The following is a 13,889-nucleotide window of genomic DNA, read 5'->3' as shown; positions in this document are numbered from 1 at the left end:
TTCCGCTTGTTTGCCGTCAGGCGCGGCGCTCAGCTCAACAGTGCTTTCAGATCGGTGACCATTGGGCCACAACTCATTCCGCGGCAGACATACGCGGTTGTACGTTCGCTGCCTGCTTTTACAGACAGCACATCCGGCAGTCCGCTGGCATCGTTCGGAATCGCAAAGATCATGCGGTGTGGATTGTAGGCGGCGCCAAGTGTGCCGGCCCAGCTGGCGGCTTCTTCATCTGCACCGCGGATGATGATGATCTCGGGCGGTGCCAGGTATTCATCCAGCGCTTCCAGCAGGCTGCAGTGACCGTGCGGAAATTCCTGCATGGCCTGCCATCCGGCACGCAGTGTGCGTTCTGCTGCATCGAGGTAGCATACTTCGCCGAGCAGCCAGCCGAGCCGGGCCAGTGCAAAGGCGGCGATACCGTTACCGGCGGGCATGGCGTCGTCGGCGAACTGTTTCGGTCTGTGCAGCAAGGTTTCATGATCGTGTGAGGTAAACCAGAAGCCGCCGTTGCTGCTGTCCTCGAAATGCGTCAGCAGACAGTCGGCAAGCCAGATCGCATAGTGCAGATGCTCCGCGCTGAAGCGCGTCTGCAGCAGTTCGAGGACGGCATCCAGAAGATAAGCGTAATCGTCGAGATAGGCATTGAGGCGGGCCTGGCCGTCGCGGCTGGTGGCACGCAGACGGCCATCGGCCGTCAGCTGCGTCCGGATGAAATCGAGGCTGCGGGCTGCGTCGTCTGCCAGGCTGCTGCTGTTGAGCACGCGCGCGGTGATGGCCAGACCGCGGATCATCAGCGCGTTCCAGCTGGTGAGGATCTTGTCGTCGCGGCCCGGTGCGATCCGGCGGTTGCGCGCCCTGAGGAGCTTTGCCCGGCCGGTCAGCAGCAGGCGGCGTACAGCTGAAACCGGTTGCCCCGTCTGTTCGGCGATCTGTTCCATGCTCCGGCAGATGCGCAGATGCCAGGCGCTGATTCCATGCGCGGGCTCGGCAAAATTGGCCGGCTGGTCCAGGCCAAATCGGGGTACAAGCACCGCGTACTCATCCGCATCGACCAGTGCCTGGACCTGCCCGGGTGTCCACACGTAGAACTTGCCTTCCTGGCCTTCGGAATCGGCATCCAGGCTCGAATAAAAGGCACCTTCCGGTGACCGCATGTCGCGCAACACCCACGCGGCGGTGTCGCGCGCGATGGTCCGGTAAGTCTCGTCACCACTGATCTGGAACATCCGTGCGTACAGTGCGAGCAAGGGTCCGTTGTCGTAGAGCATTTTCTCGAAGTGCGGAATCGTCCAGTAGCGATCCACCGAGTAGCGGCAGAAGCCGCCACCCAGATGATCGTAGATGCCGCCTTCGGCCATGCGATTGAGGGTCAGCGCGGCCATGAACAGTGCCTCGGTATCCGGTTTGTCTTCATGGGCGGTACTGCGCCAGTGGTGCAGCAGTCGCTGAATGGTGGCCGGATGCGGAAATTTCGGCGCCCCGCCAAAGCCACCGTGTTCACGGTCGAACTGCCGGACGATGAGCTGTCGAAAAGCCGTCAGCGGCGTGTCGTCCAGCGCTTCGGTTGCGGCGGTCTGTGCCGGTTCGAGTTGCGCCAGTGCCGCACGTATCTGTTGCCCCTGCTGACTCACTTCGGCCGCGTTGGCGTGGTAGTAGGCTGCGACGCGCTCCAGTACGTCGGCAAAGGCCGGCATCCCGTAGCGCGCGTCATTGGGAAAATAGGTACCGGCAAAAAACGGCAGCTGCTCATCCGGTGTCAGGAACATGGTCAGTGGCCAGCCGCCGGCGCGCTGCGTGATCATTTGATGGGCGGTCTGGTAGATGCGGTCGAGGTCCGGGCGCTCTTCGCGGTCTACCTTGATGTTGATGAACAGCCGGTTCATGACCGCTGCCGTGGCCGGATCCTCGAAAGACTCGTGGGCCATGACGTGGCACCAGTGACAGGCCGAATAGCCGATCGAGAGCAGGATGGGCTTGTTTTCGCTACGCGAGCGCTCAAGCGCCGCGGCATTCCACGGGTGCCAGTCGACGGGATTTTCTGCATGCTGCAGCAGATAGGGGCTGGTTTCGCCGGCCAGATGGTTCATGGGGCGGATCCTGACTGTAAATGTCATCTGAATCCATTATCCTTTTTCCCGCGCTGCATGGCCTACGGTCTATACTTGCGCCCCTGTCACATGACGAGGCCTGCGGGGTCCCCGCGGAACCGGCAGCAAACGATGAAACGAGTTGACGATTTCCGGTTGAGATTCGGCAAGAGGGAGTTCGTGCCGATCATTACCGGCGGAATGGGTGTGGATATTTCCACGGCAGAACTTTCGCTTGTTGCCGCCCGGCTGGGCGGGATCGGGCATATTTCCGATGCCATGGTGCCCACGGTCTCCGACCGGCGTTTCAAGACCGGCTTCGTCAAGGAAAAGCAGAAGAAATTCAAATACAACGTCGCCAACCGCGACAAGTCGGCAGTCAAGTTCGATCTGGTACGGCTGGCCGAAGCGACCAGGTTGCACGTGGGTCGCACCATGGAGGCCAAGCGCGGTGATGGCATGGTGTTCATCAACACCATGGAAAAGCTCACCATGGGCAATCCGCGCGATACCTTGCGTGTACGCCTGACGGCGGCGCTCGACGCCGGCATCGATGGCGTCACGCTGAGCGCAGGCCTGCACCTCGGTTCGATGGCGCTGATTGAAGACCACCCGCGCTTCCGTGATGTGAAGATCGGCATCATCGTCTCGTCGCTGCGCGCGCTGATCCTGTTCCTGCGCAAGAGCGCGCGTCTCGACCGCTTGCCGGATTACGTCATCGTCGAGGGGCCGCTGGCCGGCGGCCATCTCGGATTTGGCCTGGACTGGGCGCAGTACGACCTGAAGACCATCGTCGACGAGGTTATCCGGTACCTGAAGCAGGAAAACCTGGATATCCCGGTGATCGCGGCCGGCGGCATCTTTACCGGCAGCGACGCGGTCGAATTTCTGGAAAGCGGCTGCGCGGCCGTCCAGCTGGCGACGCGCTTTACCGTGGCCCGCGAATGCGGCCTGCCGGAAAAGGTCCAGCAGGAATATTTCCGCGCCAGGGAGAGCGATATCGAGGTCAACCTGATTTCGCCCACCGGCTACCCGATGCGCATGCTGAAGAGCAGTCCGGCGATCGGTTCCGACATCCGCCCGAACTGTGAAGCCTACGGTTACCTGCTGGATGCCTCAGGCAACTGTGCGTATATCGAGGCCTACAACCGCGAACTCGACAAGCATCCGGATGGCGAAAAGTTTTCCGTCATGGACAAGACCTGCCTGTGCACGCACATGCGGAATTTCGACTGCTGGACGTGTGGCCACTACACCTACCGGCTCAAGGACACCACGCACCGTCTGCCCGACGGCAGCTGGCAGCTGCTGAGCGCGGAGCATATCTTCCGCGACTACCAGTTCAGCACCGATCACCAGATCCTGCTGCCGCCGGAAGAGGTCCTGCTGCCGTCCGAATAGGCGGCGCGGCCTTCAGACGCGGTAGCTGCCCGAGGTGCGTCCCTGCCCCGGCTTGTTCGGCGGATAGCTTTTCCATTTGTCGTGGTAATAGCGCATGCGCAGATCGCCAGCCGACTTCCGGTTGAAAGTCAGGTAGATGTTGCGGCGGGGCGCGTTGCTCGTGTTGGCCGGCGAGCCATGCGGCACATATGAGTCAAAGAACACCACGTCGCCGGGATTCGCCTCCAGCAGTTCATAGTCGCTGGCCGGTTCCCAGGGCGGATCCGCCTCGGTGAGCGGCTGCCACTCCGGCCCCATCAGCGCTTTTTCGTATTTGCCGTTGGCCAGAAAGCTCAGCGCGGCGTTGTCACGCCGGTTGGCATCGATGACCACCGCCATGGTGACAAAGAAGTCGGTATAGGCGTTCCAGCCGGCAGCCTGGTCCTGGTGCAGCTTGTCGGCACGGGTGCCCGGCAGCTTGTAGTTGACCTTTTCCTTGAACAGCACCGGTTCCTCGCCGAGCAGGTCGGTGATCGCGCCCAGCAGCTTCGGGGTGAGCATCAGACGGGTGATTTCCGGGTTGTGCTCGCCGAGTACGTGCTCGACGCGAACCAGCAGTTCTTCGCCGGTGACCGGACTCTGTTCGTAATAACAGGCCTCGGCGCCGTCCGGTGGGGGTGTGGTTTTCAGCGCATCCAGCCAGGCAGAGATTTTCCGTATGGTCGCCTGGTCATAAAAGCCGGGCTGCACGCAATAGCCGCGCTGGCGGAACCGTTCGACGTCCTGGGTGCTCAATTCCATCTGTTCATTCTCTCTTCTGTCTGCTGGCACGGGAGTGGCGGCATTATCACGTATTGTCACCCGCGGCGGCTATTTCCCAGACGGTTACCGCGTTGTTGATCGGCCTGGACTGCATGAGAAATTCATATATCGCACCGAGGTCGTCATCGGTCATGCCTGAAAACTGGGTCCACGACATCTGGGTGTTGAAGTTGTCAGCACCAAGCGGCAGCGCCTCTGCCCCGGATCCGGAATAGGCGCGAAAGCGGCTGATGAAATCCTGTTTGCTCCAGCTTCCGATTCCGGTTTGCGGATCCGGGGAAATGTTCGCTGACCGTACGGTTCCACCCTGCATCGGAAATGCCTGGCCCCCTGCCAAAGCCATTTCGGGGATCGAGCGTGACTGGGCGTTGACCGGTGTATGGCACCAGACGCAGCCGCCGAGAGTGGCAAGGTAGCGCCCGTATTCGACAGTGTTGCCGTGATCGACCTTGCGAAACTCCGGCGGTTTTGGAATTGCATTGACGATCAGGTTCAGCGGGAAGTCGAGCTGATGGCGTGGTACCTCGTTGGCCTGCGCCGGAATGGTGCGCAGATACGCGATGATTGCCAGCGCATCAGCCTCATCCATGAAGCGGTAGGCGTCGTAGGGCATGAGCGGAAAGAGCGCATGCCCGTCCTTGCTGATGCCCCCGGCCATGGCCCGGACGATTTCGCCGTCTGACCAGTTGCCCAGCGCCGATGGCGTGATGTTCCTGCTGATGATCACGCCGGGCAGGCCATTCTTCTCGTCGAAGCGTTCGCCACCCTTGCCCAGTGTTCCCGCGACGATTGGCCCGGAGAACCGGTTCCAGTCGCGTGTCGAGTGGCAGTCCATGCACACGGCCACATGCCGGGCGAGGTATTCGCCCCGGGCAAGAGTTTCCGGTGTGGAAACAGCCTGTACCTGGGGTATGGGCATGTCAGCTGGCAGCAACACGCCGAACCAGATGAAGAATCCACCGGCGCCGAGCACGAGCAGGAGGGCGGCACCGATCAGAACTTTGCGCAGCATGGGACTTTTCCTCTCCGCAGCGATGACGCATGGTAGTCAGGTCTGCGTGCGTCAGCCAGCGGCCCGATCCCGTACCTGAAGTCAGGCTGGACTATAGGGTATTGCCATCATATAGTCCGTCCTGACTATGGATTCCGCGACGTCGAAAAATCTGGCGGTGGCATCTGCTGCGCAGGCAACCCGCATGCTGATGGTACTCGGCGTCCTGCATGCCGGCGCCCGGCACGGTTATGAACTGCACCGCATCCTGGTGGCTCATGGAACGGTCTATGTGGATTTCAAGAAGCCGACGCTGTATCACCTGCTGGCCCGCCTCGCCGAACAGGGAGTGGTCGATCTGAAGTCCGAGACCGGTGCGCGTGGCCCGCGCGGCGAGCGTCTGGTCTACTCGATCACCGCGCGCGGCAGGGCATTGTTTCAGCAGCTCCTGCGCTCGGTACTCGGCAGTTATGATGGGAACAATGGCGGCTTTCAGGTGGCCGCCGGTTTCCTCGCGTGGATTCCGGTGCGCGAAGCGCAGGCCCTGCTGCGCAAGCGCTGCGCCGGGCTGCGCGCCCGGCAGGCGGCAATGCGCGAAGCAATGGAGCAGCATGTCAGTCTGGCGCAAAGCGGGGCCATGACCGAACAGCAGGCCACCTCGCGTTTCCTCAGCGCCGATCACCTGTTGAGCATGATGGATGCCGAACTGGCATGGATGGAAAAAACCATTGGATATCTCGGGCACGGTCCACGCAAGGCGCTGGTCGCTGCCATGAATTCGCGACGTCGTGCCGCAGGCGAATAGTCAGCAACATTATTTCATACGGAGAGAGTCATGTCGGAATTGAAGAAAGTGCTTGTCGCCGCTGTCGCGGGTCTGTTTCTGTCGCTGCCGGCATTTGCGGCCGGCACCGTGGATTTCAGCGGGAACTGGGAACTGAATACCGACAAGGGCCAGAACCTCGGTATGGTCAAGGCCATCGATGAGACGATCGTCGTGACCCAGAATGCGGAAAAACTGGTCATCGACTTCAGCTCGAAATTCATGATGAAGACCACCAAACGCCAGGTCACCTATGACCTCACTGGCAAGCCGGTGCCGAACGAAGGGGCAATGGGGGACAAGGCACAGACGGTCGCCCACTGGGCAAACGGGAAACTGGTCGTGACCTGGACCAGTGAAGGTGCGGTGGCCGGCTCGCAGACCGTGAAAACCGAGACGCGCTGGCTGTCTGCTGACGGCAGGGAAATGAGCGTCGAAACGGCGCGCGCGAACAAGCCGCCGATGGTTCTCGTATACGACAGAAAATGAAAGCAGCGACAGCGTTTGCAGTGACCGGCGCTGCCCTGGTGGCGGCGGCGGGCGGCTGGTGGGCGTGGAGCCAGGCCGGTGCTGATACGGAGTCTGCGACAGAGCGCCGCTTCGTCAGTCCCGAGCGTCGCAGCGTGGCCGCAACCGTGCTCGCTACCGGCGTCGTGCGCCTGCGGGTTGGTGGCGAGGTCCGTGTGGGCGCCCAGCTTTCGGGGATCGTCGACAAGCTGAACGTCGAGGTGGGGTCGAAGGTCAGGCGCGGCGACATCATCGCCACCATCGATTCCAAAGGACTCGAGGCGCGGCTTGCCCAGGCGCGGGCGCAGGTCGCTGTCATCGCGCAGGAAGTGCGACGGGCTGAAATCGAACTTGTCCGCATGCAGCGGCTCGATGAGCAAAAACTTGTTGCGGCCAACGATGTCGAGGATCGCGCACTGGCCCTGGATGAGGCCCGGGCGCGTCTCGAAAAGGCGCGCCGGGATGCTGCTGTTGTCGAAACCGACCTGGGTTATGCGGTGATCCGCTCGCCGATCACCGGTACGGTCGCCGCGGTGACCACCCAGGAAGGTGAAACCGTGGCTGCGTCCTTCACGACGCCGACCTTTGCCACCATCATCGAGGACGGCGCGCTGGAACTCATCGCCATGGTCGATGAAACCGATATCGGCAACGTCATGATCGGCAACCCGGTGCGCTTTACGGTGGAAGCGTATCCGGCCGAGGAGTTTGAGGGCCATGTGGTGCGGATTGCTCCGAAGGGCACGATCATCTCGGGTGTCGTGAACTTCGAGGTGATGATCCACATCGATTCGCCCACCGAACTGCTGAAGCCGGACATGACAGCGAACGTATCGATCCGCACTGCCGAGCGCGAGGCGCTGGTGGTGCCAAACGAAGTCATTCATCGTGACCGCTCGGAGCGCTTCGTGTTCGTTGATCGCGATGGTGAACCGCAGCGCCAGCCAGTCGTTGCCGGTACCCGCGATGCAGGCTTCACCGAAGTCATCCAGGGCGTGCAGCCTGGCGATCGCATACTGGTGGGGCCGCCGTCTGCCGAGGAAACCACCGGCCGGCAGGAAGACAGCCAATGATCGAATTACAGGGTATTTCCAGGATCTATATGCGGGAGGACGGTACGCCAGTGCCCGCGTTGCGGGATGTGTCTTTCAGCATAGACCGGGGTGAGTTCGTCACCGTGCGCGGTGCGTCCGGTTCCGGCAAGTCCTCGCTGCTCAATATCCTCGGCTGTCTGGATACGCCGACTGCCGGCACCTATCGTCTCGATGGCGAGGATGTGTCCGGCTATACCGATGAGCAGCGTTCGAACATCCGTTGCCGCAAGATCGGCTTCGTATTCCAGTCTTTCAATCTGCTGCCGCGCACAACCGCCGTCGAGAACGTGGAGATTCCGGCGCTTTATGTCGGCGGTCGCGTGGACCGCGACCGGGCGCTGGATATTCTCGGACGGGTGGGGCTGGCGGAGCGTGCCGGGCATTTCGTCAGCGAACTGTCGGGCGGCGAGCAGCAGCGCGTGGCCATTGCACGTGCGCTGATGAACGATGCGCCGCTGCTGCTGGCCGACGAGCCCACCGGAAATCTCGATTCCGCGGCGGGTGAGTCGATCATGCGACTGCTTGCCGAGTTGCATCGTGAGGGACGCACGATCGTGCTGGTGACGCACGATGACGGCGTGGCTGCATATGCGCAGCGTGAACTGCTGATCCGCGATGGTGTGATTGCCTCGGACCGTCCGCTGCCCGGGGTATCTGGTCGCGTGGCAGCCGTGCCGGCCGCTGGTTGAGATCGGTGCAATGAACCTGGCAAAAACCACAAAGCTCGCGCTGCTCAGCCTGTCGCGCAACCGGCTGCGCAGCTTCCTGATGATGCTCGGCGTTACGGTCGGTATCGCCTCGCTGACGGCGCTCGCGTCGGTCGGCGAAGCGACAAGGCAGGAAACCATGCGCCGCTTCAAGCGCATGCTCGGTACCTTCGACATGGTGATCATCGAGCCGGGCGGTGCCAGCACCCGCGGCATGCCGTCGCTGGCCACGGTCGAGCCGGTGCTCAAGTTTGCCGACGCTGCTGCCATCGCGGCCGAGATCCCGGCGGTGCGGCAGGTATCGGAAATGCAGTTTGCCATCGACCTCGATGTGAAATATCGCGACAAGGCCACCAGTCCCTCGGTGATCGGTGTGGCGTCCAACTGGACCGAGGTGCGGGGCGAGGAGATTGCCGCCGGCAGGGGCATTACGCCGGACGATGTGGCCTCCCTGGCACGCGTCGCGGTGATCGGCCAGGACGTGGTGAACGATCTGTTTGCCGGCGAAAACCCGCTCGGTCAGACGCTGCGCATCGCCGACGTTCCGTTTCAGGTCCAGGGCATACTGGCGTCGCGCGGCGTCGGGCCCGGCGGTGCGAGCATGGACAACACCATCGTCATTCCGGTGACCACGGCATCCAGGCGACTTTTCAATCGCGATTACCTGACTGCGGTGATCGCGCAGCTCAGGGATCCGACACAGTCGGAAAGGGCGATTGCCGATATCAGCGCGCTGCTGCGCGAGCGGCACGGCATCATTCCGCCAGCTGACGACGATTTCCGCGTCAGCAGTCCGGCGGCCCAGGTGACGCAGGTCACCGAAGTCGGTTCCACGCTCTCCAAGGTGCTGGTCGGTGTGGCGGTGATTGCCACGCTGATCGGCGGTACGGTGATCATGAGTCTCATGCTCATCGCGGTGTCCGAGCGCCGCCGGGAGATCGGTATCCGGCGCGCAGTCGGTGCGAGCCGACGCGACATCATGGTGCAGTTCCTGATCGAAGCCGCAGCGGTTGCCGTGCTTGGCGGCATCGTCGGCGTGCTGATCGGGGTTGCCATTACGCTGCTCATCACCATGCTCGGCGAACTGTCGCCGGCAATCATGTGGAGTGCGGTGGGGGGCTCGGTGCTGCTGTCGGCCGGCATCGGCCTGGTGTTTGGACTGCAGCCGGCATGGCGAGCCGCGAATATCGATCCGATCGAGGCACTGCGCTCCTGAGGGTATTCATGCGGTGTGGATGACATGGCGCCACCTGATGCGCGGCGGACTCCGCCAGATCTGGCGTTACCGGCTGCGTTCCATGCTGGTGATCTGCTGTGCGGCGCTCGGCGTGGCCGGTGCCGTTACCTCGGTGAACTATGCCTCGGGTGGCAGGCAGCAGGTTCTCGGCCGCATACAGCAGCTCGGCACCAGGCTGCTGGTGATCAATGCCGGGCAGAGCAGGAGCGTCGGTGGGCGTGCCCGTACCGGCACCATCGTGACGACGCTCACCGAGGCCGACTATCTGGCCCTGCGTCGCGATGTGGATGGCATCGCACGCTCCTCGGCAATGGTCAGTTCGGGGTTGCGTCTCAAGGCCGGCTACCTGTCGAAGGTTGCGCCGGTGCTGGGTGTGGAACCGGATTTTTTTTCCATCAAGTCATGGGCGCTGGCGAGCGGTGAATATTTCCAGGCCGAGGATGTGCGCCGCTCGGCCCGGGTGGTATTGCTGGGCTGGCAGGTGGCCCGGGATCTGTACGGTGATCGGGATCCGCTTGGCGAACGGCTGTTCATCAATCGTGTGCCCTTTGAAGTGGCTGGCGTGCTCGCCGAGCGTGGCCAGGGGCTCGACGTCATCAACGAAGACCAGCAGGTGTATGTGCCGCTGACGACAGCCATGCGCCGCCTGCTCAATCTGGATCACTACCGGTCGATTCTGCTCGACGTGAAGGAATCGCATGACATGGCGCGTGTTGCTGCTGATGTGACCGCGCTGCTGCGGGTCCGCCACCGGATCTCGCCATTCCGGCCCGATGATTTCTCCGTGGGCAGCCAGCAGGAGCTGATCGAGACGCAGCTGGCGGCCGCCAGCCGGCTGGGCTTTCTGGTTCGCTGGATCGGCTTCAGCGGGCTGGTGGTGTCGGGGCTCGGGGTACTCGCCATTGCCTGGATCGCCGTGCGCGACCGGACGCGCGAGATCGGCACTCGCCGCGCACTCGGTGCCAGGCGACGGGACGTGTTCTTCCAGTTTGCTTTCGAGGCCAGCACGCTGGCGATGATCGGTGCCGGCTCCGGTCTCGGTGCCGGGTGGCTGGCTTCGCGACTTGCTGCCAACCAGGCGGAACTGCCCTTTGTCTTCGATCTGGACAATGCCCTGCTCGCGCTCGGCATGGCCGTGGTGCTCAACTTTGTCTTTGCCAGCTGGCCGGCAATCCGGGCTGCGCGCATGGATCCCATCGTGGCCCTGCGCCACGAATAGCAGATTTGCGGCCTGACCCCGGTTTACAGGGACCAGCTCAGCTCGAAGCGCAGCATGGCGACGACTGCATTGCCGAGCTGAGCGTCGGCGCCCGGGTTGACGATGTACTGGACACCCGGTTGCAGCGTCAGCCAGTCGGTAACCGGTGCGCGCCAGGTGAGTTCGATGTTCGTTTCATGGTGGTCCGCGTCGGCGCCGGCGAGGCGCTGTGCTTCGCGGTAGTCGTCGCTGGTCATGGTGGCGGCGATGGCGAGGCCGATTTCATCATCTGCGCGCGCAGGCCAGAACCCCGTCAGCGTCGCACCGGTGCCGAGGTAGGTATCAAACTGGTTGAAACGCCCGGCCGCATGACCCAGGCGCAGAAAGCCGGCGACGGTCGCCGATTCGCCGCGCCAGAGGGTCCGGTCGGCAATGCCGTAGATGCCCGCGTTGCCGTTTCGCCGCAGGGGCAGATCCTCGTCATCGGTGCCCACCAGGGTGTCGAAGGTGGCCGTGTATTGCCATGCGCCGATCGCCAGCTTGCGCCAGTCGCCGCCGCTCCAGCCAGCTTCGATCACGAGCAGTGCACCATCATCACGCGAGAGATCGATTTCGTTGCTCGACGGGTCGTCGGGGTCCCCGGGCACGCCATCAAGGACAGCGACCTGGCCATAAGCACCGTTCCCGCTCGCGACATGCAGCCGCAAGGCCAGCGAGGTGACCGGAAAGATGGACGGGCCGTTCTCGCCGGTCTGGCCAAAATCGGTACCCATGCCCTGCGCACCGTTCAGAAACAGGCCGGCGGTCTCGATGGCGTCGAACTCCGTGTTCAGGTCGTAGAGACCCAGTCGGGCCGAGATCGTGCCGGCATCCGGTGCCCAGTCGAGCCAGGCCTCGTAGAGGCGCCAGGCGTCGGGCCCGCCATCGATATTGCTGACGACCTGTGCATCGCCGACATACTTCTCGCTGAAATCGGCACCGTTGTTGTGCAGGACATAGACGAGGCCCGACAGGCCCGGAATACCGAAGATGCTGCCGCGGTCGGCGGACAGTTGCAGATCGACGTTGTCGATATAGCTGTTGCCGGACCGGATGCCGCCGGTCATGTTGCGAACCAGGTCGCCGGTATAGGCAGCCGAGAAGTGAATGCCGTTGCAGCCGGGATGAGCGCAGTTGGCCTCAGCGACCGCTGACGACAGGGTAGCGATCATGACGAGGGCGACGATTGCCCGGGTTTGGCGGTTGATCGGGGTGGCACGACACATGACGAATACCAGGCTCCGGATGCTGGAGGGCCTGAACTGATCCAGATCAGCTCAGGACGGCGACTGACCGGCACAATGTACCATCGTGACCACACATGTCTTCCCTGTTACGCCACCGGAGCGACCCATGCGTGTAGATGTATTGCTTGAGCCAGACCAGACCGCCGCACAGCTGACCGAGCTGGCACAGCTCTGCGAGCGTTCCGGCATCCAGACCATGTGGTTGCAGAACTACGTGTCCTGCCGTGATCCCTTCATGTCCCTGGTGCCGGCTGCGCTGGCCACCAGCCGCGTCGGTCTCGGTGTGTGCGTCATCAGTCCCTGGGAAATGCATCCGGTCAAGATGGCCAATGCGGTGCTGACCCTGCATGAACTCAGCGCCGGGCGGGCGCGGCTCGTCATCGGCGGCGGCGGTGAGTGGCCGGCGCGCCTCGGCTTTGAAACGCCGCGGCGGGTGCGTGCGGTGCGTGAAGCGATCGAGCTGGTGCGCGCCGGGTGCTCCGGCAAGAGCCTCAGCTATCCGGGGGAGATCTGGAAGGTCTGGGGCTATCGACCGAAATTCGGCGCACCCGGCAGCGTGGCCGGTGCACCTGGCATGCCGCCGCTGATCTATGCGGGTGCCAACCAGCCGCAGATGTTGCGCGCAACGGCGCCGGCGGCGGATGGCGTGATGTACAGCGACATGCCGCGCGGACGGGTTGCGGAGACAGTCCGCCAGACTTATGCGGCGCTTGCCGACAAGGGCCGCCCGGCGGAAGGCTACCGGGTCAGCAATATCTGGGCCTGGCATGTCAAGGCTGATCGACAGGTGGCACTGACCGAAGCGCGACGCGAACTGCTGTTGCGCGGCCTGCTGGATCGCTGGTATCTCGAATCCTTTCTGTCGCCGGAAGATTGCGATTTTGTGGAGAAGAACAAGAGCGCCTTCTTCAAGGCATACCGCAACCGTGATGGTGTAATCGAGGGGGTGCCGGAACAACTGGTTGACACCTTGCTGCACAACTTCAGCATTACCGGAACACCGGACGAACTGGAAAGTCGCATGCCTGAATTGCTGGCATTCCATGCCGCCGGTGTCCAGGAACTCTGCTTCAGGCTGCATGACGATCCTGCCGATGCGATTCGGCTGATTGCCAAGCACGTGATTCCGCACCTGCCGCCGGACTGAGCGGTATCCCCGCCTGGCTTGCGGTTGTGCTGCGGTGGACCGACAAATGTCCGTGATCCTGCAGACACCGCGACTCGTGGTTCGCGAGTTCAGCCTGACAGATGCACCGGCGCTGCAAGGGATCTGCGGGAACCGGCGCACGATGCGTCAGGTTGGTGATGGCACCACGCTGGATCTCGCGCGCTGCGAAGAGTGGATCGGTGTGTCGCTGCGCGATTACGCCGGCAAGGGTCATGGCGCCTGGGCAGTGTTCGTCAAGGGCGAGGCGCAGATGGCCGGCTACGCGGGAATCGTGTCTGCGCCGCGCCGCGCAGATCCGGAAATCATCTATGCCTTGCGGCCGCAATGGTGGCGGCAGGGACTCGCCGGTGAGCTGATTCCGGCCCTGCTCGAATACGGGTTCTCGAAGCGCCGTCTGCCACGCATGGTGGCCACGGTGGCGCCCGGCAACATCGCCTCCTGCCGTGCGGTCGAGCGGGCCGGCATGCATTGCGCCGGCGAGGAAATCGAGCCGGATGGCCGCAGCATGCTCGTCTACGCGATCGAAGCGCCAACCAGCCAGCCCCTCTGGCGCAGTACCCCACACTGACATGTATGATATACAATACAT

13 protein-coding genes are annotated in these 13,889 nt (G+C 62.9%); 9 read left to right on the top strand and 4 right to left on the bottom strand.

The window, feature by feature from the left end; all coding sequences use genetic code 11:
* Nucleotides 1–29: 29 nt before the first annotated feature.
* Entirely contained in the window at nucleotides 30–2,087 is a 2,058-nt protein-coding gene (locus H6979_05785) for a thioredoxin domain-containing protein (GenBank protein ID MCP5139346.1), read from the bottom strand.
* A gap of 132 nt (nucleotides 2,088–2,219) precedes the next feature.
* Here H6979_05785 and H6979_05780 point away from each other — a divergent pair, with 132 nt between their 5' ends.
* Nucleotides 2,220–3,488, top strand: a complete 1,269-nt coding sequence (locus H6979_05780; protein MCP5139345.1) for a nitronate monooxygenase — start codon at nucleotides 2,220–2,222, stop codon at nucleotides 3,486–3,488.
* Between the two features lie 12 nt (nucleotides 3,489–3,500).
* Here the strand turns inward: H6979_05780 and H6979_05775 are convergent, their stop codons facing one another.
* Nucleotides 3,501–4,268, bottom strand: a complete 768-nt coding sequence (locus H6979_05775) for a phytanoyl-CoA dioxygenase family protein (GenBank protein MCP5139344.1) — start codon at nucleotides 4,266–4,268, stop codon at nucleotides 3,501–3,503.
* Nucleotides 4,269–4,314: 46 nt separating this feature from the next.
* Nucleotides 4,315–5,301, bottom strand: a complete 987-nt coding sequence (locus H6979_05770) for a cytochrome C (protein ID MCP5139343.1) — start codon at nucleotides 5,299–5,301, stop codon at nucleotides 4,315–4,317.
* Between the two features lie 184 nt (nucleotides 5,302–5,485).
* Here H6979_05770 and H6979_05765 point away from each other — a divergent pair, with 184 nt between their 5' ends.
* From H6979_05765 to H6979_05740, 6 genes are read left to right on the top strand one after another with little or no spacing between them, the layout of a single operon-like run.
* Nucleotides 5,486–6,085: a PadR family transcriptional regulator gene (locus H6979_05765; GenBank protein MCP5139342.1), complete on the top strand. Its 600-nt coding sequence runs from the start codon at nucleotides 5,486–5,488 to the stop codon at nucleotides 6,083–6,085.
* 30 nt (nucleotides 6,086–6,115) lie between these two features.
* Nucleotides 6,116–6,592, top strand: coding sequence for a hypothetical protein (locus tag H6979_05760; protein ID MCP5139341.1), 477 nt, complete (start codon nucleotides 6,116–6,118; stop codon nucleotides 6,590–6,592).
* Nucleotides 6,589–7,683 carry an efflux RND transporter periplasmic adaptor subunit gene (locus tag H6979_05755; GenBank protein MCP5139340.1) on the top strand — a complete coding sequence of 365 codons (1,095 nt, stop codon included), beginning with the start codon at nucleotides 6,589–6,591 and terminating at the stop codon, nucleotides 7,681–7,683. The genes H6979_05760 and H6979_05755 overlap by 4 nt, the downstream gene beginning before the upstream one ends.
* Nucleotides 7,680–8,393, top strand: coding sequence for an ABC transporter ATP-binding protein (locus tag H6979_05750; protein MCP5139339.1), 714 nt, complete (start codon nucleotides 7,680–7,682; stop codon nucleotides 8,391–8,393). The genes H6979_05755 and H6979_05750 overlap by 4 nt, the downstream gene beginning before the upstream one ends.
* Before the next feature lie 10 nt (nucleotides 8,394–8,403).
* The gene (locus H6979_05745; GenBank protein ID MCP5139338.1) at nucleotides 8,404–9,627 is read left to right on the top strand and encodes an ABC transporter permease; all 1,224 of its coding nucleotides are present in this window, start codon (nucleotides 8,404–8,406) and stop codon (nucleotides 9,625–9,627) included.
* Nucleotides 9,628–9,646: 19 nt separating this feature from the next.
* Complete coding sequence (locus H6979_05740) at nucleotides 9,647–10,867, top strand: ABC transporter permease (GenBank protein MCP5139337.1); 1,221 nt, start codon at nucleotides 9,647–9,649, stop codon at nucleotides 10,865–10,867.
* 23 nt (nucleotides 10,868–10,890) lie between these two features.
* On the opposite strand, the gene H6979_05735 is transcribed toward H6979_05740, so the two are convergent.
* Nucleotides 10,891–12,057 carry a carbohydrate porin gene (locus H6979_05735; protein MCP5139336.1) on the bottom strand — a complete coding sequence of 389 codons (1,167 nt, stop codon included), beginning with the start codon at nucleotides 12,055–12,057 and terminating at the stop codon, nucleotides 10,891–10,893.
* 181 nt (nucleotides 12,058–12,238) lie between these two features.
* Between H6979_05735 and H6979_05730 the strand changes: the two genes are divergently transcribed.
* The gene (locus H6979_05730) at nucleotides 12,239–13,279 is read left to right on the top strand and encodes an LLM class flavin-dependent oxidoreductase (GenBank protein ID MCP5139335.1); all 1,041 of its coding nucleotides are present in this window, start codon (nucleotides 12,239–12,241) and stop codon (nucleotides 13,277–13,279) included.
* A 46-nt stretch (nucleotides 13,280–13,325) separates the two neighbouring features.
* Nucleotides 13,326–13,868, top strand: coding sequence for a GNAT family N-acetyltransferase (locus H6979_05725; GenBank protein MCP5139334.1), 543 nt, complete (start codon nucleotides 13,326–13,328; stop codon nucleotides 13,866–13,868).
* Nucleotides 13,869–13,889 lie beyond the last annotated feature (21 nt).

This window comes from Chromatiales bacterium, assembly GCA_024234935.1.
GTDB lineage: Bacteria > Pseudomonadota > Gammaproteobacteria > Steroidobacterales.
This window is presented reverse-complemented; position numbering and strand designations above follow the sequence as displayed.